We start from the raw sequence: 22729 nt of genomic DNA, 5'->3' as shown, positions 1-22729 counted from the left end.
TTATAAACCACAGCAAAAATTATATATATTTGTTATTTTTTGGAAAAAATCAGGTTTTCTAAGTGAATTTTGCATTACATTAAGCAAGATCCACTGATCAATATAACTGCAGACGCTAATATAACAGCAGACGCTAATACAACAAGACGCTAATACAACAAGACGCTAATATAACAGCATACGTGTCACGAGCATCTTTTTGTTAAGATGGAATTTATCATGGTCTGATTAATTGATTCTTGAAATTCTTCTGAAAAATATCCGGCACCAATGTTCTGGTTTAAATGTGCAGGATCTACATAGATGTCAGTGGTTGATGTGCAGTTCAGATAGTTACCTGCATAGTTATTGTACAGGCAGTTATTCTCCAGTATAATGGTATGTGTTTTAGGCAAATAATTAATTACTCCATACCCTGTTCCATCTGGATCTTTTTTGCGTTGTTTGGTATTTGCGATAATATTATTGCGGACAATTGTTGTGTATCCTGTGCCTTTAGGTGACAGGTCAATATGGCCTGAGTTGCTATATGTAGGATAAACGTGAGTACCGCTTCTAGGGTACATCTGAATAATTGCACCATGATATACTCCATCAAAGGTATTATTTTCAATGAGAGTATCGTAAAATCCGCTTGTCACTATACCTCCTACCCAGTCAATATTAGGGTTCGTGCCGGTTTTGTAGAACATATTGTGATAAATATATACATTTTTAGCATCATCCCTGGAATAAGGCCTACAACAGCCTATCAACCAGATTCCAGGTCCATAAGTCTTTTGAATAGTATTATTATATACTTTAACATCATTGACGACACCTGTTGTTTTCTCAATTAGAATTCCAGCCCCGCCTGCACTCCAGTGGTAAAAAGAATCTATCAGGTTATCATGGAACTTTACATGGTTCGAGTTCCTCGATCTGAGACCGGAGTCAGTCCTGACTGTTATGTTATTGTTCCAGGCTTCTACATTCTGGCAGTTTTCGGCAAAAAGTCCATTATGCCCTGTTTTGTATATGGTGTTATTGTAAAACTGAATATTGGAACTATTGTCTGCTTTCCAACCTTCTCCATGCCCATCATGCATGTACATATCATGAACTTGAATGTCCTTGGCGTTGCGGAAATGAATCATGTCATAATATCCGTATCCCTTTGGTTTATCCAGATTGTTGTCGTGATTTCCGTCGATTTCAAATCCTTTTATAGTAACTCCATGTATTCCGGTACTATTAATCTGCGTTATGAGGGGCTTAAATGCTGGCCAGTCTGCCCAGTCTATAAGTTTAATTACGGCTGTAGGGTCTCCTTCCAGGGTAGTATTATTTCCTATGAAAATAGTATCTGAGATTAGGTATGTGTTTGGACCTTTCAAATGAACGGTTGTGAACTGTGGATTTTCTGCAACATATTTAAAAGCTTGATTTATCTCTACTTGATCATCGCTCCCATCGCAGGTGAAGTTTCCACTTCCATCGCCAGTTACCCATACAGTCACATTTGATGGCACAAGTGAAGAGGTATTTGATGGTGTAAGAGGAAATCTGGACTGTATTAGTATGTGAACAATTATTAAATCCAGTACAATCAAGAGAATGAAAACTATAATGTAAGATCTTGTTTCTGTCCAGTTTTGCCGTATATGCCTGAGACACTTTCCAGTCATTTTACTCTCCACTGTTAATTTAGTGAATTTTTTTGGTTAAATTGTCAATTTTTAACTAATATCAATTATATAGAGAATATTATTTTAAGGTAATTTACAGAAAAATGCTTCAAGAGCTTAAGTTTTTCTAATTAATGTGAATATTTATCAAAAATATACACAAGTTAACATCAAGAAGCCAAAGATGGAGACGTAAGAATATATCGGGCATTCAGCTTGGATTAAAGGAAAGTCGCTATTTGAGGATTTCTGGAGAAGCAGAAAAATGTTGATTTGATTGGTTTTCTCTAAATAAAGGCAGATTTACTTATTGCAATTAGAGCATTTAGGGTTTTATAAAAAGATTTTGCCTTACATGAAGCAAAACGCCAAAAGTGATAAGCATTTTATCATTAACAACCATGTTTTGAAAGGAGAGTTAAAGACTGGGAAAACATGGTTTGGGGGATCCAGGGGAAGTTCTAGAAGGCTTATTAAGTCGGGAGTATCCTCTTTAAGTTTAATGGATTTCCAACCACAGAATTAATATAATAGTAGTTCCATTTCCTGCTCAGTTCCAAAATCTAGTGATAAAAGTAAGTATTGACATCACTATATAGATTTATAATTCTATAATCTCGACAACATCAAAAAGATCATTTATTACTCTGGAAATGTGGCTTTCAGAGACAAAATCTTCTAGATTAAGTGGAAGTATAAATTGCTGCTTTTGATCGTAATTTTTGAACATAGAAAATACTGAAATTAATTTTCATCAAAAATATAATTTTTATATACTATTTATCTAAAGTAGATAATTATTGCGATTTTTATGACCCAAATGTACAACTAAGAGTAGTTTTAAGACAGCCTGTTAGACTGAATTGAAAAGGAAGATTTCTTTCTTCGTCTTCGACGGGCCAGTTTCTAACAGCTTTCTTTGATCTATAGCCCTTAATCTTTAATCTTTAATCTTTAATCTTTAGTCCTTAATCTTTAGTCCTTAATCTTTAGTCCTTAATCTTTAGTCCTTGATCTAATAGTTTACTTGAAAAAATAACTATAATCCTGAACAGCCCTCCAAAGGAAAAGATCACTTCGATCATAAAGGTTATTTAAAGAGCTCTTTCTCAAGCAATAAATTACAGGTTTTCAAGTTATGGGATTGTTATACATGTAGTATGTGAAATTGAATGGGAAAATATAAAAATATATTTTAATTTGGTTATCCTTGACAGGATAATATGAAAAATAATATAAATATTAGAATACTTGAGATTAAATAGAAATATTAGATATGTGATTAAAGTAGTAGCCTATTTTTTAACAATAAATATAAAATGTAATGTACTTAATACTATTATATTACAGAGATTTATTACTAAAATCATATGACAGAGATTTATATCAAATCCCGGCGATGTAAATTTAAATGCAGTTCTGTCTTGGATATAGAGGGGAAGTCATAATTTATGGAGTATATGTTCAAATTCTGCAATTTGCCTGATGACAAATCAACAGTAAAAATGGTCAATGAAGCTGCAAGCCGTTTGCACTATAAACTCAAAGGAATAAATCTAGAGACTTTAGATATCTCAGATTATAACAAAAAATACTTTGGTTCTTTATTAGGAAACTTGCATTCCAATTTGCAAAGATATGCATATATACTTGTATGGTCAATCACAAAAATAGACGTACCCTTAAACAAATTTGTTTTTTTAGATTATGGGGGAGGTTCCGGTATGTTGTCCCTCCTCGCAAAAGAATGCAATATTGGAACGGTTATTTACAACGACATTTACGATGTTTCTGCTAGGGATGCAGAATTAATAGGAAAAGCTATAGGAGAGCAAGCTGACTACTATATTCCAGGAGATATTGATGAAGTAATCGACTTTTTAAAGAATAATTCAATTAACTGCAACGCAATAGCCAACTATGACGTTATAGAACACATCTATGATATAGAAGAGTTCCTGAAGAAAATATCTTTGATTTCAAATAATAATTTAAAAGTGTTTTTTTCCTCTGGCGCAAATCCTTATAATCCTTTTATCAAGAGGAAACTCATAAAATACCACCAGATGTGCGAACTCGTAGATAGAGAACAGTTATTTGGCGATAAAAAAAGAGATCTCCTGGAAGCATATTCTAAAATTAGAAGCAAATTGATCAAAAGTTTAAACCCGGACCTTTCCGAGGATCAAGTTGCTTACTTAGTCACTGCTACAAGAGGAATGGTTGAATCTGATATTAAAAAAGCAGTAAATGAATTTTCAGCCAGTGGAAGCATTACTTTAAAGCAAAAATATCCTCAATATCCCTCAAATACCTGTGACCCCTACACCGGAAACTGGGCAGAACATTTGATGGATATATATCATTTAAGAAATGTTTTACAGAGTGAGAACTTTCAAGCTGATGTCTGGCGTGGATATTATGGTGACTCAAATACTTTACTAAAGTGTTTAGCAGCTCGATCTTTAAATTTTTTAATTAAAAACTCAGGAAGGCATGGATTGGTATTATCTCCATTTTTTACACTTTGTGGAAATATAGCGCCGCTCTCATCCAATTGATTCTTAATGATCTTAATTTAACGGCTCAAAATATTCATATCATAAATTAAAAAAGTTCAACTCCTAAATTAAGAGTTTTCTTTTGTAAAATAAATTTTTTCACTTCAGTGAGAGATTAACGACGAAGAAATTCCTCATTATTGAGGTTTCAAGTTCCCCATTTTTACATATTTTTAACAACGCGTCCAACCTCTTGAGAGTAAACTAAGGTAAAAGCGAAATAAGCAAAAAGGCTCCGTCCTCCCAAGACGGAAATCGGGTAATTCAGCCCTCTTAAGCAAGTGAAATTCTCAAAAATATTCCGTCCTCCCGAGAACGGAAATCGGGTAGTGGGACTCGGAGATGGTAACCCGGCGGTATCAGATTGCAGGTTCAGTATCCAGCTCCTCGGAAGAAGTGGAAAGGCGTTTTTCTTCGATCATTTGCATGAGCCTGTTCATTACGTCTTCAATTCCTTCTCCGGTAACTGTGGAAATATTAAACTCCACTTCATCCAGTTTCTTGAACTCTGACCTGTCAGCCTTGTTTGAGACCACAAGCAGAGGAAGTTTGAAGTTCTCTCGAATTTCCGCAAGCAGGTGTTTCTGGGCTTCGATTTCGTATCCACAGCTTTCACTGGGATCAATCATAAACATCACAACCGCATCAAGGTAATGAATCGCGGTAATTGCCTGCCTTTCGATATCATTTCTCTCAGACATCGGGCGGTCAAGAAGTCCTGGAGTATCCATGACCTGGTAACGCATACCGTCCCGCATGAAATGCCCGATTGCTACGCCTTTTGTTGTAAATGGATATGGAGCGATTTCAGGGCTTGCACCTGTAATTTTTGAGACGAAACTTGATTTTCCTACATTCGGGTAGCCAGCGATTACAATTGTAGGCTCATCCTGCACATCAGGAAGTTTCCGCAAAATGTTTCTGGCTTCGTTCAGGAAGAGAAGATCCTTGTTAATTGACTTGATAATCGAAGCAAGCCTTCCAAATGCTTCTTTCCGGATAGGCTCAGGGAGATCCGAATTTCTAATTTTCCCAACATAACTTCTTGAAATCTCATGGATCTTCCTGCTGGCCCAGTCCACGGATGCAAGGGACATCTTGAGTTTTTCTACGCCTACAAGGATGTCTGTAATTTCGTAATAAAATCTGGGTAATTGTTCAAAACTTGGGAACCGCCTGACTATATTTGCAAGATTATCCGTCAGAATGTTTGCGGCTGTCAACAGCATGGACTCGTTGGCCCTGAATCGGCTTTCTCTGTCTTCTATGGTTTTCCCGGACATAGCTCGCGCTGACCGCTTAAAGGCTTTATTGATTAATTCCTGGGAAGTGGGAACGGTGTGAATTTTCTCGAAGATCATTATGTTCTAACCCTCTGGGGACCCTGCTAAGTTATATAAACGTTATTATAGATGAAGAATTTCAACAAAATAAATTCGCAAGCGAGGTCTCACAGAGATTCCTGAATGCGATTCCCTGGGAGAAAATTTATTACTCGGTTTTGAATTTATACTTATATGCTGGTGATAAACTCTGATCTAAAATGAAAAACCAGGTAAATATTTAAAGCAGAACCGGACTGTATTTATATTTGTAATATTAATTTGTAATAAGATTTGTAATCATTAATTATGGTAAATATATGCGTTAGCTTACATTATCTATTTATCGATTTTGTACATCATTCTTATAAAGGTATATGAAACTAATGGTGGTAATATGGAACTTACTCCAATTCAAAAAGACATTATTATTGCATTAATCAACCTTCAGCGGCAAAAGGACCGGGCAATCAAGGGAGAAGAAATAGCCGAGGTAATCAAGCGTAATCCTGGGACTATCCGCAATCAGATGCAGTTATTAAAAGCCCTTGGGCTTGTAGAGGGAGTGCCCGGGCCAAAAGGAGGTTATAAACCCACAGGAGCAGCATATGACGCATTAAGAATCCAACAACTGAAAAATGAGTCCGTGGTCCCTCTTTATAGAAATAATGCGTTAGTTAGTGGAGCTACAGCTGCCGATATTAGTTTTACTACGGTCAGGAGTCCTGATGCCTGTAGCGGAGTCGTACGAGTAATCGGAAATACAAAAGAGTTTATAATGGACGATAAGCTTCAGGTAGGCCCCACGCCTGTAAACCGCTTGATAATCCGTGGAGAAGTCACAGGAAGGGATGATACCAATAATTCGATTTTGTTCAATATTACGGAAATGATTTCACTCCCTAAAAAGCATGTCAAACATTATATGAAGTATCCTCCTTTGCTTGTAAATCTCAATGCAAGTATTCAGGAAGCAACGAGGCTTTTTATCCGGAATAACGTTCATGGAGCTCCTGTGGAAGATAAAGGAAAAATCGTAGGAATAGTTACCTACACCGATATTGCCCATGCTATTGCTCAGGGAAAACCCAACGTAAAAGTTAAGGATATCATGACAAAAGAACTTATCACGGTCGATGGGGATATGCAGCTATATGACGTTGTAAAACTATTCCATAAGTATAACGTAGGCCGGCTCGTCGTAACCATTAATGGCGTGCCCAAAGGAACACTGTCAAAAACCGATGTCTTGAATGAACTGGCAGTGTATTAAAAAATTAAGGTTTTTTGCGGCTATTTATACGAAAAAATAAGTTATTAAATATTAGTATAAGTTATTGTAAATCATTAAAAGTTATTATAAACTATGAAAAGTAACTGGAAAAACTCGATGTTTATAATACATCGAATTATCCGGGTTCTCAAACCAGGAGGTAAAAACCTCCAGGTCTTCAATCCCTTTTCATGCTTTCATGTCGGGCACTGAGCTCGGCTGCGATTTCATCAAGGGTAACGTTATTTGCCGCAAGCATTACCAGAAGATGGAAAATAAGGTCTGAACTTTCAGAAACGATTTCTTCATGGTTCTCGTTTCTGACTGCAAGGATTGTTTCAACTGACTCCTCGCCTACTTTTTCAAGAATCTTGTTCATACCTTTACGATGGTTCAAAAGCTTGCAGACGTATGAGCGCTCGTCATAGTTCTGTTTTCGGTCCAGTATGATTTCATATACCCTGTTTAAGATTGATAGGTCAGTATCCGGCATTTTAACACCTGTTTAATTAACACGGACAAATATTTCAAAAATTCGAATAGTGAAAAAATATCCAAAAAAGTAAAAACAGGAAATTTTCAAACTTTCCTTGGATCAGTGATTTCTCCTGTAAGGGCTGATGCTCCTGCAGTTGCAGGGGAAGACAGATACACAAAAGATTCGGGACTACCTTCTCTGCCCTTGAAGTTACGATTCGAGGTTGCAAGGCCCACTTCACCTGCACCAAGCAAGCCGAAAGAGCCACCCATACATGGTCCGCAGCACGGTGATTCTACGATTGCACCTGCATTCATGAGCTTTTCTATATACCCGGCTTTCAAGAGTTTTAGGTACTCTGTCCTTGAAGCAGGAACTACAAGCAGGCGAACACCCTTGGCTACTGGCTCATCGCCCATAATATCAGCCATGATTTTAATATCTTCGAATCTGCCGTTTGTGCAGGAACCCATAAAGATCTGGTCAAGTTTCGTACCCTCTACCTCGGTTACGGGTTTTACGTTATCCACATGGTGAGGGCAGGCTACCTGAGGCTCCAGGTCAGATACGTCGTAGTGCTTGATTCCCACATATGTTGCATCTTCATCGGATTTCCAATATGGGTCAAACTCATAATACATAATCCTCTCTTTGAGGTAGTTTGCAGTTATTTCATCGGCTTCGATGATTCCTGTCTTTCCCCCCATCTCGATTGCCATATTGGACATAGTCATACGTTCGGGGATCGAGAGAGAGTGAATTGTTGAGCCTCCAAACTCGGCTGCCATATACCTGGCACCTTCGACCCCAACATCGCCTATCAGGTGGAGAATAAGGTCTTTTGAGTAAACATGTTTTGGAAGTTTTCCTTCTACTTCAAAACGGAAAGTTTCGGGTACTTTGAACCAGAGTTTGCCAGTGGCAAAAACGGCAGCCATATCAGTAGACCCTATACCTGTAGAAAACGCTCCCAGAGCACCATAAGCACACGTATGCGAATCAGAGCCAACGATAAGGTTTCCTGGCAGCACGTGCCCTTTTTCGGGAAGAACCTGATGGCAAACTCCTTCATATACATCATAATTTAAAATGCTCTGTTCTTCAGCAAACTCTCGAAGCATAATATGATTTGCTGTGGCGTTAATAGAATCTGCAGGAACCTGGTGGTCGAATACGATCACTATTTTCGTAGGATCCCATACTTTTTTCTCTTCTCTGTCCTTCATTATCTCGTAAAAGCCTTTAATTGCTAGAGGACCTGTAATATCGTGAGTCATTGCCAGGTCTATATTTGCCAGCACGAAATCACCGGCTTTTACGGGACTTCCGGAGGCCTTCGAAAATATCTTTTCCGAAACGGTCATCGGACGATTTTCATTACCAGACATCCCGGTCATGGGAGTTACTGGCTCTTTATAATAAATAAATTTAATTGATGATGCAGTTCGACAGAAACTAAAAATCTTTCAGGCTCATGTAAAAACGGAATTAGCTAAAATAAAAGTATCTTAACCAGTAAAATTTGAAGGTTTGCCAATTCTTACTTTTAAACACTAATTTCGGTGCTTCCTCTGCTGTCGTGAACTATACAGGTAAATGTACCATTTTCCTGGCTCTTTTTTGCAAGCTCGAGGCCTTTTTCCCCTCTCCTGAAGTCCACGAAATTCTCATACAGGTTAAGTGTGTCCTCAAGTTCCGAAATATATCTGAAGAGAAGATTTTCTGCCATTTTTCGGCTGTCTTCTATAGAGATCGGGAATCCGACACCTTCACATTCACAGGTCTGTAATCTCAGCCCTTCGATATAAAAAGGATAAGTGCTACAGAGCATAGGGCGCACTGGATAGATCCGGCATTTGTACGTATCTTTTTCAAGAAAAATACAGTCTCCATTTCTCTTCCGTCTGAGGATCCATCCAAAGGCATGAATCTTTCCCTCAAAATCGATACAATCCTTAAGAGATTCAAGAAGTTCCGGAGAAAAAGACTCTTCATTTTCCTCCGATGCTCTGAATGAAGTTTCTGGAGATTCTTCTCCCGATTCCTCTGCCCCATCCTGGATAGGGCCCTCAGTCACAAACGGTCCTGCAACCTCCAGTTTTGAGAGGTCTGTATATTCCCGGATTCTTTCAATTTCGGAAGGAATTACCGCTACCCTGTTGTCCCCGAAAGCCCGCCTGCAGCATTTTCCACAGTTCTGGCAGGAGAAACCGATTTTCCGGATTTCAGATGCAAGGTTTTCCGTGTCAAGTCTGCGAGCCATTTCTATTTCTTTCTTGAGACCGGCAATAAGAAGTCGCTGGTAACTTGTTTTTTCGGACTCCGGCTTATTGTCTGTGCTGGAAGTTTCCATGCAAATACTCGTGCCCTGCTGGTACATCAAATTAACGCAAGCTGCAATTGACGTCAGGAATATTCGGAAATCTCATCCCGAAGCCCCTTTACCCTACTGATAATGGATCATAATAAGAAACTATATATCAGGGAACCTGGTTTAAACTTAAGTTTATATGTGGCAGACATTACTCAAAAAGTTTGAAAAATATCCTGCACAGGCAAAAGTGCTTAAGTTGCTCTTTGAACGCGGGTTTCAGGTAAATAAAGAAGGAAAGGTCACCTCTGGAAGTATTGAGATCGCACATACCCAGCTTGCAAAAGAAGCAGGTGTTGACCGGCGAGTAGTCGACGCAACTACAAAGACCATTATTTCAGATGAGCTTCTGAGCAGAATCTTCAGAAATGTTCATTCCATCCCCTTCCTCAGAGACGTAGCTCCTTCTCTTGGCCTTGGAGTAATCATTATTATCCCGGAAGATGCCGCTGACGTGGGCATCCTTGCGGAGGTTGCAGGCCTGATATCAGGAAGCAAAGTAAGCATCCGTCAGGCTGTTTCGGATGATCCATATTTAACTGATAATCCCAGACTTACAATCATTACCGATAAGAAAGTGCCTGGAGAACTTGTGGACAAAATCCTTGAACTGCCCTCAGTCAAAGGAGTAAGCATTTACTGAATTTTCTAACTGTGAGTATTAACTTATTTTCTTCCTCTTCTAAATGCGGAAAGTCCCAGAGCTATTCCAAGGAATCCGAAAAACATAGCACGCGTAGAAATATTTATTACTTCACTTCTGGACACTGAGTTTTCTGTAAGATTTTTAATAGTATCAGCAAATCTGAGGATTTCGTGCTCTATTGATGGTTCTACTTCTGCAAGCCGCCGGGTTCTAGTAAAAGATAGGGCGAAGTTCTCAATAGACTCAAGGCTTTTCCAGTTCAGAATTCCACTGGTGTCGTTATTCTTGTTTCTGAGGCTTGAGCCTGAATCTTCGGTATTTTTCGGATTAACAATGTATGTGGTATCTTCCGGGCTAATGGTATTTTCGGCAGAGGGCTGGCTTGTCGAGTTAAGGACATGAATAACAACGCAGGTTGAAGAACTGCCATTGTCATTCTTTGCCGTAAGGGAAATTGTATAGTTTCCTGGGCAGCAGAAGGTATGTTTTGGTTCCGGGCAACAAGACCTCTTACCATCCCCAAAGCTCCAGGACAGCGAGTCTGCATTTTCAGAAAAATCAAAAAACTGGATAGTAAGTGGAACATACCCAATTGTCATATTGGCACCGAACTTAGCATCGGGAAGTATGGGAACTGAGGGGTCCGGAGCTTTCAAAACATTTATAGTCACATTGGTAGAGTCGCTGCCATTCTCGTTCGTGGCATTCAGGGTAACCGTATAATTACCCTCATTGACAAAAGTACGTAAAAAGTTCGAAGAATTCGAGATGTCTTGATTTCCAAGGCTCCACAACAGTGAGCTGGCGTTTTCTGAGACATCTGTAAACTCAACCGTAAGAGGCGCGTATCCTACTGTCACGTTGGAAGTAAAAATTGCTTCTGGCATCACGGGAAGTTCCGGAATGAAATTCATTAACGGTCTGTAGTCCCTACTCTTTGTGAGGCGATTTACGGCATATGTAGTGTCGCCGATACCGTCTGTATCCACATCCTGACCTGTATAATCACTCCAGCAGTTGCCTGAGGTCCGGTTCCAGGTATTGAGTTTATCATCCCTGGCATTATTCGTATTATTAAAAAAGTTATTATATATCGTGTTTCCTGAGGAGGTAAACAACTTGATACCACAATCGGCGTTTGAAGTTACTATATTATTACTCAGGGTGTTATCTTTGGACTTAGATAGGCAGATCCCAATTTTGTTCTCCGATATAATATTGTTATTTATGATACAGTTTTGAGCACCATTCAGGTAAATTCCACATTTACTGTCGGTTATTGAGAAACCGCTGATTGTCACATTGCTGGCAACTACCTTGAATACATCGCTCTCTTTATCCGCTCCGGTAATAACTGTATTGTAAGGATTTTTTGAGTCCGAGATTATTGTCAGGTTATCCTGATTGATTTGAATGCTTTCATTATATTCTCCGGGCATCACAAAGATAGTATCGCCCGGCAAGGCATTATCTACTGCTTCCTGAATCGATTCTCTTGGGGAAACATAAATATTTTCTGCTGCACCGGTTTCTGAAATAGGAACCAGAACCAGAAAAATTGCAAATAAGCAGGCCTGTCTGAATGTTCGAATTTTTATCATGTTAACCCACACATCAATTCCGGAATTTACAGAATTATTTTTTAAAAGGATACATATAAAATTGTTGATCTAAAAAATATTGGAAAATAATAATTAAAATTAAAAACTTTAAAATGAACTTCATTGGTCATCGGTTAAGAAATTTTCTTGCCTGAACGCTATCGATTTTGCATTAGAAGCTGGCCTTAAATTTTGGCCTGTTTACTGAAATCGATACCCTGTTCTAGCTCCTAATCTATTAACATATTTAATAAATGTTGGGGGCATTGACGCAATTTATTACGATTTTTCACTTAACCGATGGCCAATAAAATTTCCCCTAAGTTTGAATTATAGAGTTAGGTTTAATTCCAAAATATTATCTGAAGTTTAAAACCTTATCCAGTTAAGCCTGATCCAGTTATGCTAAAATTGTGTTAAAACATAAGTTATAAAGCAAAAATTGAAACAAAGGTTAAAATCAGAAGTTAAAAGATTAATTAGACTTAAACCATTACTTTCCGAAACCTGTATATAACTTTACTTTCCAAAGCCTGTAAAATAACCTTATTTTTAAAGCTGCAGACTCGGTTCTATAGGATTCAGTTCTTCCACAGATTTTTTATAAAATATAACTGTAGGGACTGAATGATAACGTATATCAATTATAATTTTCAATGGATCTGGAAGAAATAAATCTCTGTAAGCAGGTATAAAATCTGCAAAGCCAAAGGTTTTTAAGTAGATCTTAGTTAATTCTTGAAAAATTCAGCTGGAGAATACGTATCATGCAGGAAAAAATAAAAGAAATTGCAGATCGAGTACGTGAACTGCGTGAACTCTCGGATTTCACGGTCAAAGACATGGCAGAATATTTGCAAATATCCAATGAAACTTATGAAAAATATGAAGATGGAACTGAGGATATTCCGGCAAGTATGCTTTTTGAAATTGCGCACAAACTGCGTGTAGACATGGCTACTCTTCTTACAGGGGAAGAGCCGCGCATGAATATATTTACAGTTACACGGGATGGAAAAGGAGTCAACGTTGAGAGGAGGAAGCAGTATAAGTACCAGAACCTGGCTGAAAAATTCATTCATAAAAAGGCTGAATTTTTTATAGTTACAGTTGAACACAAACCACATGGGGAAAAACCTGAGACAAATTCTCACCCAGGTCAGGAATTTAACTATGTGCTGGAAGGAAGCCTGAAGGTCTATATTCACAATAATGAAATTCTTCTGAATGAAGGAGACTCAATTTATTTTGACTCCACTTACGAACACGCTATGGAAGCCCTGGAAGGAAAGCCGGCCAGGTTCCTGGCAGTTATACTGTGATAATCTAATTCGTTAGTGCATCTCGTTTGATGTTATTCGATTCAATTTAACTCAGTGAATTCAATTAGACCTAATTTAATTTGGTTTAATTTAATTGATCTGATACAATTTACTTAATTTAATTTGGTTTAATTTAATTGATCTGATACAATTTACTTAATTTAATTTGGTTTAATTTAATTGATCTGATACAATTTACTTAATTTAATTTGGTTAGATGCAGTTTAAGTTTATTTGATTCGAATTGATGTAGTTTGAATTGATACAATTTACTTAATGTAATTTGGTTAGATGCAGTTTAAGTTTATTTGATTCGAGTTGATGTAGTTTGAATTACGTGATTTGAGTTAATATTGCTTGGTTTCAAATCCAATAAGAAATCCGATATCCGGGCTAAAACCTTGAAATTCAAATGAGGGCATGTAGCCTTCAAAATATAAAAACTACCTAAATAAATTGAGAAAACGGGTGTCTATAATGACTTCTTTGCTCAACCAGTTTGTTTCTAAAACCGACTTTGAATCTTATGAGGACTTTGAAAAAAATTTCAAAATCCTTGTTCCTGAAAACTTCAACTTTGCCTATGATGTAGTCGATGTCTATGCAAGAGATTTCCCTGAGAAGATCGCAATGATCTGGTGTGACGATCATGGGGAAGAGAGAATCTTTACTTTCAAAGACCTGAAGTACTACACTGACAAAACTGCAAATTTCTTTGCAAAGCATGGGATAGGTAAAGGCGACTATGTAATGCTCACCTTAAAGAGCCGGTACGAGTTCTGGTACTGTATCATTGCACTGCATAAATTGGGAGCCATTGCTGTACCCGCAACCCATATGCTCAAGACACGAGATATTGTATACCGGATTAAAAAAGCAGGACTGAAGATGATTGTCTGCATCTCGGAAAACGGAGTTCCAGAACAGATAGACGAAGCACACTCCGAATGCGGAAATATCCCACTCAAGAAAGTAGTAGTTGGAGATAATGTCCGGGAAGGTTGGATTGATTTCAGGAAAGAACTCAAAGAAGCCTCCCCCGATTTTGAACGGCCTTCTGGCGAGGATGCTACAAAAAATAGCGATATTTCTCTTGCTTATTTCTCTTCAGGAACAGCGAGCTTCCCAAAAATGGTGGAACATGACTTTACTTATCCTCTTGGGCATATCCTCACTGCAAAGTACTGGCAGAACGTGGAAGATGACGGGCTGCATTATACGGTAGCAGACAGCGGCTGGGGAAAATGTGTATGGGGGAAACTCTATGGGCAGTGGATAGCCGGTTGTGCGGTCTTTGTCTACGATTATGATCGGTTTGAAGCCAAAAATATGCTTGAAAAAGCCACGAAATACGGGGTTACAACCTTCTGCGCCCCGCCAACCATCTACCGATTCCTGATCAAGGAAGATCTCTCAAAGTACAATTTCAGTACCGTGAAATATGCAGTCGTTGCAGGCGAACCTCTTAATCCTGAAGTATACAACAGGTTCCTCGAATTTACAGGAATAAAGCTTATGGAAGGTTTCGGACAGACTGAAACCGTTGTAACTATCGCAACGTATCCCTGGATGGAACCGAAACCCGGATCTATCGGGAAGCCGTCTCCGGGCTTTAAGATTGAATTGATGGACAAAGACGGCAGACTTTGTGAGGTAGGGGAAGAAGGAGAAATCGTAATCAACACAAAGGAAGGCAAGCCTGTTGGACTCTTTGTCCACTATGGAAAAGATCCTGAAAAAACTAAGAAAGCATGGCACGATGGCTATTATCATACAGGAGATATGGCCTGGAAAGACGAAGACGGCTACCTGTGGTTTGTTGGAAGAGCTGACGATATTATAAAAACATCGGGATATAAAGTCGGGCCTTTTGAAGTGGAAAGCGCTCTTATCCAGCACCCTGCAGTACTCGAATGCGCAATTACAGGTGCTCCTGACCCTATAAGAGGCCAGGTTATCAAGGCAACTATTGTGCTCACAAAAGGATACACGCCTGGAGAAGAGCTTAAAAAAGATCTTCAGAATCACGTAAAAAGTGTCACTGCTCCTTACAAGTATCCACGCATAATAGAATTTGTGGATGAGCTTCCAAAGACCATTAGCGGAAAAATTCGCAGGGTCGAGATCCGGGATAAAGATCAAAATGAACTAAAATAAAGATATTATTTGAAAAATCGGCTCAGACTAGAAAATGCAAATAATAGAAAAGCAAATAAAACCTGATAACGTAGACAAAATCTGATAAAGTAGGCAAAACCTGATAACATAGACAAAATCTGATATAGTAAACAAAGCCTGTTTTGATCCGGAATCCTATAAGTTTCGGGTCAAAACAAAAAAGAAAAAAGGAAAGAAATAAGTACCTTAAACTTTCTGGAAAGTTTGCTCTATAAAGATTTGGTTCTGAATCCACTTTATAGTTTTATCTTAATTTTCTGCTTACATACTGTCTACTAAATTATACAATTTACAACGTAAGAAAAATATGAAAATTTAAGGCTCTTCTTTCTGTCAAAAAACCGGTTGAATTAAACAGGGACTGGATAATTCCGGGAAGATGAATCAAAAATCCCGGATTCCCCAAATCCAGGAATGGGCCTGAAACCTGAGAAGAGTCCAGAGAGAACTGAAAAGTGAACAAAAAGAGGATTTCATATGTCAAAGGATGATAAAAAAGAACCATACCCTGTAATTAATACTCTGGAGTGTAAGGCCTGCGGACGCTGCCTTCTAGCCTGCCCCAAAGGCGTACTTTCCATGAGTGAAAACCTGAATGCCCGGGGATATCATTATGTGGAATACAAAGGGGAGGGCTGCTCAGGCTGTGCAAGCTGCTATTATACCTGCCCTGAACCGCTTGCAATCGAGATTCATATACCCCTTAAAGAAGAGGAAGACAGGTAAGGTAGGAAAGGAGGAAAACTATGGCAACACAACTAGTAAAAGGCAACTCTGCAGTAATTGTAGGTGCACTATATGCCGGATGTGACTGTTTCTTTGGGTATCCGATAACTCCGGCAAGTGAGATCCTGCATGACGCGTCCAAATATTTGCCAAAAATAGGCAGGAAATTCGTCCAGGCCGAATCCGAAGAGGCTGCGATCAATATGGTCTATGGAGGAGCATCGGCAGGCCACAGGGTCATGACATCATCTTCAGGCCCTGGAATTAGCTTGATGCAGGAAGGAATTTCCTACCTTGCTGGCTCTGAACTTCCCTGTGTGATTGTAGACATTATGCGGGCAGGGCCAGGCCTTGGAAATATAGGGCCGGAGCAGGGGGATTATAACCAGGTAGTAAAAGGTGGAGGTCACGGAAACTACAAAAATATCGTGCTTGCCCCGAACTCAGTGCAGGAAATGTGCGACTTTACCATGAAAGCTTTTGAGCTTGCCTTTAAGTACAGAAACCCAGTTGTGGTGCTTGCAGACGGGGTGCTCGGGCAGATGATTGAGTCACTTGAATTCCCGAAGCAAGCTATTGTTCCTGAGATTGATACAACCTGGGCGGTCAACGGTACAGTTGAAACCAGACCTAACCTGATAACCTCTATCTTTCTGGACTTCAATGAGCTTGGAAAGTTCAATGAAAAACTGCAGGTAAAGTATGAGCTCATAAGGCAGAATGAAATCGATTACGAAGAGTACCTTACCGATGATGCTTCAATTGTCCTTGTTTCTTATGGAATTAGCAGTCGGATTTGCAGGTCAGCTGTGGATCTTGCAAGGCAGGAAGGCATTAAGGTCGGGCTTTTCAGGCCTAAGACTCTTTTCCCGTTCCCTGAGGCGCAGTTGAAAGCTCTGGCAGATAAGGGCTGTTCCTTTATTTCTGTGGAAATGAGCAATGGGCAGATGATATATGATGTCAGGCTTGCAATTAACTGTTCACAGCCTGTAGAGCTTGTAAATCGTATGGGAGGAAACTTGATGACCCTTGACCAGATTATGGATAAAATCAGGAAAATGGCAAGGGAGGCATGAAAATGGCAGTGGAAATTATAAATGGAGAAAAAGTAATAGGAAGGCCAAAAGCTCTGTATGCGGACTATCCTCGTAAAGGACCAGTAGCCTCGACAGCCACTCACTACTGCCCCGGCTGCGGACATGGGGTTCTGCATAAGCTTATTGCCGAAGCAATTGACGATCTTGGGATTCAGGACAGAACTGTTATGATCAGTCCTGTGGGCTGTGCTGTCTTTGCTTACTATTATTTTGATACAGGTAACATCCAGGTCGCTCACGGTCGTGCGCCTGCTGTTGGGACAGGAGTTTCCAGGGCTGAAGAAAATGCTGTGGTTATTTCCTATCAGGGAGATGGAGACCTTGCATCCATTGGTCTGAACGAGACTCTCCAGGCCGCTAACAGGGGTGAAAAACTTGCAGTCTTTTTCGTAAACAATACAGTTTACGGGATGACAGGTGGACAGATGGCGCCTACAACCCTTGTGGGCGAAAAGACTACAACATGCCCGGAAGGCCGAGACCCTCGTTTTGCAGGTTATCCTCTCCATATCTGCGAATTGCTTAACAACCTTAAAGCTCCAGTTTTTATTGAAAGGGTTTCAGTTTCGGATATCTCCCATATCAGGAAAGCCAGAAAAGCTGTGCATAAGGCGCTTGAAATCCAGCGCGATGGAAAAGGATATGCTTTTGTTGAAGTCCTTGCCGCCTGCCCGACTAACCTCAAGATGAATGCGGAGCAGGCTATCAATTTCATAAATGAGGAGATGGAAAAGGAGTTTCCAGTCCAGAATTTCAGGGATAAATCCAAAGAAGTCGAACCTCTGCACCGTGGAGTCAGTGACTTTACAACCGAAGCTCTTGAGAGGCTTTACGGAATTGAAGCGGGTGCCGAAGAAAAACCTGCCAGAAAGGATTTTGCTCCGATCCAGACCAAGATTGCTGGTTTTGGAGGGCAGGGTGTCCTCAGCATGGGACTAATCCTTGCGCAGGCCGGAGTTAAGGCAAACCTCAATGCTTCTTGGTTCCCGTCTTATGGCCCTGAACAGAGGGGTGGGACCTCTAATTGCTCGGTCGTGATTTCAGGCCAGCCTATAGGCTCTCCTACTGTCTACACTCCTGACATCCTGATAGCTATGAATCGTCCTTCCCTTGAAAAGTTTGAAGGGGTAGTACGGGAAGGAGGCTTTATTCTCTACGATTCGTCCATTGGCGAAGTTGAAACACCTGCACATGTAAAGGCTGTTGCAGTTCCTGCAACCGAAAAAGCCAAGGAGGCGGGTTCTGAGAAAGCTGCCAATTCCTTCATGCTTGGAGTCCTTATGGGTCTTAATGCAACTGGTCTGAATGAAGACGTCTTCAAGGAAGCTCTTGTCGAAAACTTCGCAGGGAAAACCAAGGTTATTGAGTTTAATCAGATGGTTCTTGAAGCTGGGGCACAATGGGCAAGAGAGAATGTTAAGTTCTAAGGACTTTAGATTTGAGAATAAAACAAGTTTCGAGGACATTCAAATTGCATAAAAGCAGGTGGAGAAGATTTTTCTCTACCTACTGGCATTTTAGTAGTACTTTTCACGTAATCTTCACGTAATCTTCACGTAACTTCCCAGTGATTTGTCAATAGTCCTTAAACGATTTCGTTTTCTTTAACTGTCAAGTGTCTTATGGTATTCTTTCCAGGGCTATTTCAGGTTGTCCTGCGCAGAAAAAGTTACTCTAGCGAAGCATACACTTCTAAGAAACTCAACCGAGAAGCCCAATTGATCTCAAAAAACAGATATTCAGCATATGCATCATCTTAAAACAATCATAAACTTTATTAAATCTAAGTACATTGTAAGAATAAGGGAGCATTTTATAAATTGGCTTTAAATGTATTTGCTAAAAAGGTAATAATAACTTGAAAGCAGTTTATTGGAAAAACATTTTATTAGAAAAATGTTTATTGAAAAATGTTTATTGAAAAAGCATTTTATTGATCTAGAATTAGTTGGCAGGGATTGAGTCCCTATTCTCGAATCCCTACCTGCGATCCAACCCAGAGATTAAGAGGAAACCCTATTACTCTTAATCTCACATAGAAGTAGACGGTAGGGGCCGAGTCCCTATTCTCGAATCCCTACCTGCGATCCAACCCAGAGATTAAGAGGAAACCCTATTACTCTTAATCTACACTTATTTTATAACAACACGGGGATATATAGCATAACCGACCCAAAAAACAATTCGTGATTCTAATTTTGCTTGGACTATTTATTTTTAATATAAACAAAATTTTTAACGGCATTGAAAATTTTGCTTATATTAATTTAGTTGAACTTTTGTAAATATCATCTAATTAAGTAATAAAAAAGTGTAAATATCATCTTATTAAAACATACTACAGAATTTTTTCATACTACTTTATAAGATAAAACTGCTCTGAAGAAAGACTACAAGTACTAAATACAAGGTTTCAGCGAAATATCCAAAGCTAAAGACTTTGGAATTTATACTTCGTTCTTTAAAACCCTGCTTTCTCGTATAGGAATCTGGTGTATCTGACCTACGCATAACCTGCCCAAAAGTATAAAGAAATTTATAGCCACATTATTGAGGTAAAGCTGAAGGAAAACGAAAAGAGTATTTAATCTTCACGGCAATTGATGAAGCTATCGACATCATTATAAATAAACATGTAAACTTAGGAACGGTCATAAGGTTTATTAAAAATAAAGACATTCTACAAAATAAGAAGCCACTCTAAAAATTAGTTTAGAAGTAGACGGTAGGGGGCCGAGTCCCTATTCTCGAATCCCTACCTGCGATCCAACCCAAAGATTAAGAGGAAACCCTATTACTCTTAATCTATACTCTTATAGTAGCGTGGGAATATATATCATAACCGACACAAAAAACTATTCATACTCTGAATTTTCAAACAACTCTTGAATTTGTTTGGCTGCAAAACTTTTAATGATCTTAAAATATTCAACCAAAACATAAAATTCAATACATTAAATTGGCAGTAAGTACCATAAAAATCTTTTTTCGAAACTCCTCTAATCCCTTCACGCAATCCAACACAGGGATTAAGAGCTCTATACCCTCAATTTGCATTCACTTTTATAATCACAGGGAAATTATAGTCATAACCGGCTTGAACAAAGACAGCATAACCATAGAGAATCTGAGTCCAAAAAAAGTGTCTTTAGTTCTTTGTCTTTAGTTCTTTGTCTTTAGTTCTTTGTTTCCTGTTTTCCAGCTATAGAGAAATAGCACGATTTTAGGACCAATAAGGCTAATCCTTACGATTATTAATTGTAGGATACGGACGTTAATTTTATCAGAATACGTCTATTGATAATGTTTTATATTCACTGATAATTTTATCAGAATACGTCTATTGATAATGTTTTATATTTACTGATAATTTTATCAGAATACGTCTATTGATAATGTTTTATATTTACTGATAATTTTTTTACTTTCAAGGCCATATATTATTGCCAAACTCTACTTTGGAAGCTGGAAATACTACAAAAGTTATTTGATTTTGCTCTGAAACTACAAATATAAGGTTATATGAAGAAGTTTCATATGTAAAACTTGAAACGATGATAGCGATAACAATATAAACAGTGGTTCTAGGGCAGTATAGCCTCGGTTGAAATGCCGTAGATTTCCTGCTGTTTTAACGGTGGGAGTTGTAAGAAGCTATATCTTTAGAACCACAACCGTTGCAATGTTTGATTACGCCGATAGGGTTTGGACCAGGTCATCAAACTCAAACGTTTCTCGGATTTTCGGTCAAGCCTTTTTTTTAAAAGGGTTGCGGGCAAGCAGTTTTTTCAAAAGGGTTGTTTGAAAAGGATTATTGAAAATATATTTTTCTTGCCCGTAATTCAGCTTTTTTGAGCGAAGCAAAAGGGGACTCGGAAGATATGTATATTGGTTGCAGAAAAGGGTGGAGACCTGGGTCATTCAAGCCCTTTAGTGCTCCAGCCATTTTAATTAGTCTTTTAGTAGGTTTTCAAATAAGATAGGTTTTAAGTGGGGGGAAACCGTTAAAACACACAGAACTGTAGCTCTGGGTATAGGCGCCTGTCGTAAAGATGTATACGCGGTTTCCTTCTCGCATGGTGTGAGGAAATGTATACTTGTGATGCTCATACAGAATATCCATACTGTCACAGGTCGGACCTGCAAGAATTACTTCTTCGGCACAACCCTTTTTATCACAGAAAATGGGGTATTTGATGCATTCATCAAGGGTTTCTATAAGGCCCCCGAATTTGCCAATGTCAAGATAAACCCATTTGTACTGGTTGAATCTGGCTTTTTTGGAGATCATTACAACTTCGCTTACTATTATGCCGGCATTGGCAACCAGTGAACGTCCGGGTTCTATAATAATTTCAGGTAGCTCTTCTCCAAAGTCTTCATGTAAAAAGCGGCGGATTTCTCCAGCATAGGTCTCCAGGTCATGAGCCTGATCCTGGTATTTTGCAGGAAAACCTCCACCAAGGTTGATCATTTTCAGATGTATACCTTTTTCAGCTACTGCCTCAAAAAGATACTTACATTTGGAGATGGCATTGTCCCACTGGCCAATGTCCCTCTGCTGGGAACCAACATGAAAAGAAAGCCCATAAGGCTCAAGCCCTAACTTTTCAGCCTTCATAATGAGCTTATATATCAGGTCGGGGTGTGCACCAAATTTCTTTGAGAGAGGCCAGTCAGCCCCGTCGCTTTCAGTAAGGACACGGAAAAATACTCTTGAACCAGGGGCTTTTCTAGCTAACTTTTTCAGATCGCTGTCAGAATCAGTAACGTAAAGCCTCACTCCTTTTTCATACGCGTACTCTATGTCTTTCTCTTTTTTGATAGTATTGCCGTAACTGATTCTTTCAGATTCTACCCCAAGCCTGAGAAGCTGATCAAGTTCATAAACCGTTGCTACATCAAAATTGGAGCCTTTACTTTTCAGGGCAAGCACAACCTCATCCATGGGGTTAGCCTTTACAGCATAGTGAATTTTTGCAAAGGGCATGTGTTCTACAAGCTCGTCATAGCTTTGCTCTATCTTCTGCAGGTTAACAGTTAAAAATGGAGTTTCTTTACCGCGGGAGAACTTTTTGATTCGGTTAAAATCATCTCTTGAGATGAAATCCTCCAGCGGAAACACATAGTGCTCTTTTCTCATGGCTACTCCCTTCTAAAATTAAAACTGATATATGCTCAAACTATATGCATACTAGTTAATAATTTTTAGTATCTTAATTATTTGTAATGATTATTCAGTTTAAAACCAATTATTTTGATAATGAACGAAATAAAGCGATTCAAATAGGATTTTATGTATATAAAACTAATTCTCGGCGAATATCAAGACATGAAAATCACTGAAATCAATAGATGTTTACTAAAAATAGTCATATCTTAATAAAAGATCTAATTAACTCTTTTTTTTGCATTAAAGTCACCAAAAATCCATTTATCTGCGTAGAAGACACGAGAAATCTTAGATATTTTCAGAATATTCAAAAA

At 38.8% G+C, this 22729-nt stretch carries 15 protein-coding genes; 8 read left to right on the top strand and 7 right to left on the bottom strand.

Annotated features, from left to right (window positions below; genetic code table 11):
* Nucleotides 1–185: 185 nt before the first annotated feature.
* Nucleotides 186–1667, bottom strand: coding sequence for a right-handed parallel beta-helix repeat-containing protein (locus MSBRM_RS11985; protein WP_048116482.1), 1482 nt, complete (start codon nucleotides 1665–1667; stop codon nucleotides 186–188).
* A gap of 1451 nt (nucleotides 1668–3118) precedes the next feature.
* On the opposite strand from MSBRM_RS11985, the gene MSBRM_RS11980 reads away from it, so the two are divergent.
* Complete coding sequence (locus tag MSBRM_RS11980; protein WP_052712879.1) at nucleotides 3119–4228, top strand: methyltransferase domain-containing protein; 1110 nt, start codon at nucleotides 3119–3121, stop codon at nucleotides 4226–4228.
* A 359-nt stretch (nucleotides 4229–4587) separates the two neighbouring features.
* Here the strand turns inward: MSBRM_RS11980 and MSBRM_RS11975 are convergent, their stop codons facing one another.
* Nucleotides 4588–5589 (bottom strand): NOG1 family protein, encoded by a 1002-nt coding sequence (locus MSBRM_RS11975; RefSeq protein WP_196297290.1) that lies wholly within the window; start codon nucleotides 5587–5589, stop codon nucleotides 4588–4590.
* Between the two features lie 358 nt (nucleotides 5590–5947).
* Between MSBRM_RS11975 and MSBRM_RS11970 the strand changes: the two genes are divergently transcribed.
* On the top strand, nucleotides 5948–6823 hold the full coding sequence (locus MSBRM_RS11970; RefSeq protein WP_048116486.1) for a CBS domain-containing protein: 876 nt from the start codon (nucleotides 5948–5950) through the stop codon (nucleotides 6821–6823).
* Between the two features lie 178 nt (nucleotides 6824–7001).
* Here MSBRM_RS11970 and hisE read toward each other — a convergent pair whose 3' ends face one another.
* The 3 genes from hisE to MSBRM_RS11955 all read right to left on the bottom strand — a co-directional run bounded on the left by hisE (nucleotide 7002) and on the right by MSBRM_RS11955 (nucleotide 9654).
* Nucleotides 7002–7316 carry a phosphoribosyl-ATP diphosphatase gene (gene hisE, locus MSBRM_RS11965; RefSeq protein WP_048116490.1) on the bottom strand — a complete coding sequence of 105 codons (315 nt, stop codon included), beginning with the start codon at nucleotides 7314–7316 and terminating at the stop codon, nucleotides 7002–7004.
* Between the two features lie 86 nt (nucleotides 7317–7402).
* Nucleotides 7403–8689: a 3-isopropylmalate dehydratase large subunit gene (locus MSBRM_RS11960; protein ID WP_218104579.1), complete on the bottom strand. Its 1287-nt coding sequence runs from the start codon at nucleotides 8687–8689 to the stop codon at nucleotides 7403–7405.
* Between the two features lie 158 nt (nucleotides 8690–8847).
* The gene (locus tag MSBRM_RS11955) at nucleotides 8848–9654 is read right to left on the bottom strand and encodes a YkgJ family cysteine cluster protein (protein WP_048116496.1); all 807 of its coding nucleotides are present in this window, start codon (nucleotides 9652–9654) and stop codon (nucleotides 8848–8850) included.
* Nucleotides 9655–9811: 157 nt separating this feature from the next.
* Here MSBRM_RS11955 and MSBRM_RS11950 point away from each other — a divergent pair, with 157 nt between their 5' ends.
* Nucleotides 9812–10315, top strand: a complete 504-nt coding sequence (locus tag MSBRM_RS11950) for an amino acid-binding protein (RefSeq protein WP_048116499.1) — start codon at nucleotides 9812–9814, stop codon at nucleotides 10313–10315.
* A gap of 23 nt (nucleotides 10316–10338) precedes the next feature.
* Here MSBRM_RS11950 and MSBRM_RS11945 read toward each other — a convergent pair whose 3' ends face one another.
* Nucleotides 10339–11919 carry a NosD domain-containing protein gene (locus tag MSBRM_RS11945; protein WP_052712878.1) on the bottom strand — a complete coding sequence of 527 codons (1581 nt, stop codon included), beginning with the start codon at nucleotides 11917–11919 and terminating at the stop codon, nucleotides 10339–10341.
* A 767-nt stretch (nucleotides 11920–12686) separates the two neighbouring features.
* On the opposite strand from MSBRM_RS11945, the gene MSBRM_RS11940 reads away from it, so the two are divergent.
* The 5 genes from MSBRM_RS11940 to MSBRM_RS11920 all read left to right on the top strand — a co-directional run bounded on the left by MSBRM_RS11940 (nucleotide 12687) and on the right by MSBRM_RS11920 (nucleotide 18669).
* On the top strand, nucleotides 12687–13241 hold the full coding sequence (locus MSBRM_RS11940) for a helix-turn-helix domain-containing protein (protein ID WP_048116503.1): 555 nt from the start codon (nucleotides 12687–12689) through the stop codon (nucleotides 13239–13241).
* Between the two features lie 477 nt (nucleotides 13242–13718).
* Nucleotides 13719–15398, top strand: a complete 1680-nt coding sequence (locus MSBRM_RS11935) for an AMP-binding protein (RefSeq protein ID WP_048116506.1) — start codon at nucleotides 13719–13721, stop codon at nucleotides 15396–15398.
* 498 nt (nucleotides 15399–15896) lie between these two features.
* A complete protein-coding gene (locus tag MSBRM_RS11930) occupies nucleotides 15897–16145 on the top strand; it encodes a 4Fe-4S dicluster domain-containing protein (protein WP_048116514.1) in 249 nt (82 codons plus the stop codon).
* Nucleotides 16146–16165: 20 nt separating this feature from the next.
* Nucleotides 16166–17221, top strand: a complete 1056-nt coding sequence (locus tag MSBRM_RS11925) for a 3-methyl-2-oxobutanoate dehydrogenase subunit VorB (RefSeq protein ID WP_048116516.1) — start codon at nucleotides 16166–16168, stop codon at nucleotides 17219–17221.
* Between the two features lie 2 nt (nucleotides 17222–17223).
* A complete protein-coding gene (locus MSBRM_RS11920) occupies nucleotides 17224–18669 on the top strand; it encodes a 2-oxoacid:acceptor oxidoreductase family protein (protein WP_048116519.1) in 1446 nt (481 codons plus the stop codon).
* Between the two features lie 2543 nt (nucleotides 18670–21212).
* On the opposite strand, the gene MSBRM_RS11915 is transcribed toward MSBRM_RS11920, so the two are convergent.
* Nucleotides 21213–22385 (bottom strand): type III PLP-dependent enzyme, encoded by a 1173-nt coding sequence (locus MSBRM_RS11915; RefSeq protein ID WP_048116523.1) that lies wholly within the window; start codon nucleotides 22383–22385, stop codon nucleotides 21213–21215.
* Nucleotides 22386–22729: the final 344 nt, after the last annotated feature.

It is taken from the genome of Methanosarcina barkeri MS, assembly GCF_000970025.1.
In the GTDB taxonomy this organism is placed as follows: Archaea; Halobacteriota; Methanosarcinia; order Methanosarcinales; family Methanosarcinaceae; genus Methanosarcina; species Methanosarcina barkeri.
The sequence above is the reverse complement of the archived record's forward strand: the minus strand, read 5'-3'. Positions and strand labels throughout refer to the sequence as shown.

What these genes read in the sequence shown, in the direction of transcription:
- MSBRM_RS11980 (WP_052712879.1), top strand. Translation starts at nt 3,119, where the DNA reads ATGGAGTATATGTTCAAATTCTGCAATTTGCCTGATGACAAATCAACA.
- MSBRM_RS11960 (WP_218104579.1), bottom strand. Translation starts at nt 8,689, where the DNA reads ATGTCTGGTAATGAAAATCGTCCGATGACCGTTTCGGAAAAGATATTT.
- MSBRM_RS11950 (WP_048116499.1), top strand. Translation starts at nt 9,812, where the DNA reads ATGTGGCAGACATTACTCAAAAAGTTTGAAAAATATCCTGCACAGGCA.
- MSBRM_RS11945 (WP_052712878.1), bottom strand. Translation starts at nt 11,919, where the DNA reads ATGATAAAAATTCGAACATTCAGACAGGCCTGCTTATTTGCAATTTTT.
- MSBRM_RS11940 (WP_048116503.1), top strand. Translation starts at nt 12,687, where the DNA reads ATGCAGGAAAAAATAAAAGAAATTGCAGATCGAGTACGTGAACTGCGT.
- MSBRM_RS11935 (WP_048116506.1), top strand. Translation starts at nt 13,719, where the DNA reads ATGACTTCTTTGCTCAACCAGTTTGTTTCTAAAACCGACTTTGAATCT.
- MSBRM_RS11970 (WP_048116486.1), top strand. Translation starts at nt 5,948, where the DNA reads ATGGAACTTACTCCAATTCAAAAAGACATTATTATTGCATTAATCAAC.
- MSBRM_RS11975 (WP_196297290.1), bottom strand. Translation starts at nt 5,589, where the DNA reads ATGATCTTCGAGAAAATTCACACCGTTCCCACTTCCCAGGAATTAATC.
- MSBRM_RS11920 (WP_048116519.1), top strand. Translation starts at nt 17,224, where the DNA reads ATGGCAGTGGAAATTATAAATGGAGAAAAAGTAATAGGAAGGCCAAAA.
- MSBRM_RS11925 (WP_048116516.1), top strand. Translation starts at nt 16,166, where the DNA reads ATGGCAACACAACTAGTAAAAGGCAACTCTGCAGTAATTGTAGGTGCA.
- MSBRM_RS11915 (WP_048116523.1), bottom strand. Translation starts at nt 22,385, where the DNA reads ATGAGAAAAGAGCACTATGTGTTTCCGCTGGAGGATTTCATCTCAAGA.
- MSBRM_RS11985 (WP_048116482.1), bottom strand. Translation starts at nt 1,667, where the DNA reads ATGACTGGAAAGTGTCTCAGGCATATACGGCAAAACTGGACAGAAACA.
- MSBRM_RS11955 (WP_048116496.1), bottom strand. Translation starts at nt 9,654, where the DNA reads ATGGAAACTTCCAGCACAGACAATAAGCCGGAGTCCGAAAAAACAAGT.
- hisE (WP_048116490.1), bottom strand. Translation starts at nt 7,316, where the DNA reads ATGCCGGATACTGACCTATCAATCTTAAACAGGGTATATGAAATCATA.
- MSBRM_RS11930 (WP_048116514.1), top strand. Translation starts at nt 15,897, where the DNA reads ATGTCAAAGGATGATAAAAAAGAACCATACCCTGTAATTAATACTCTG.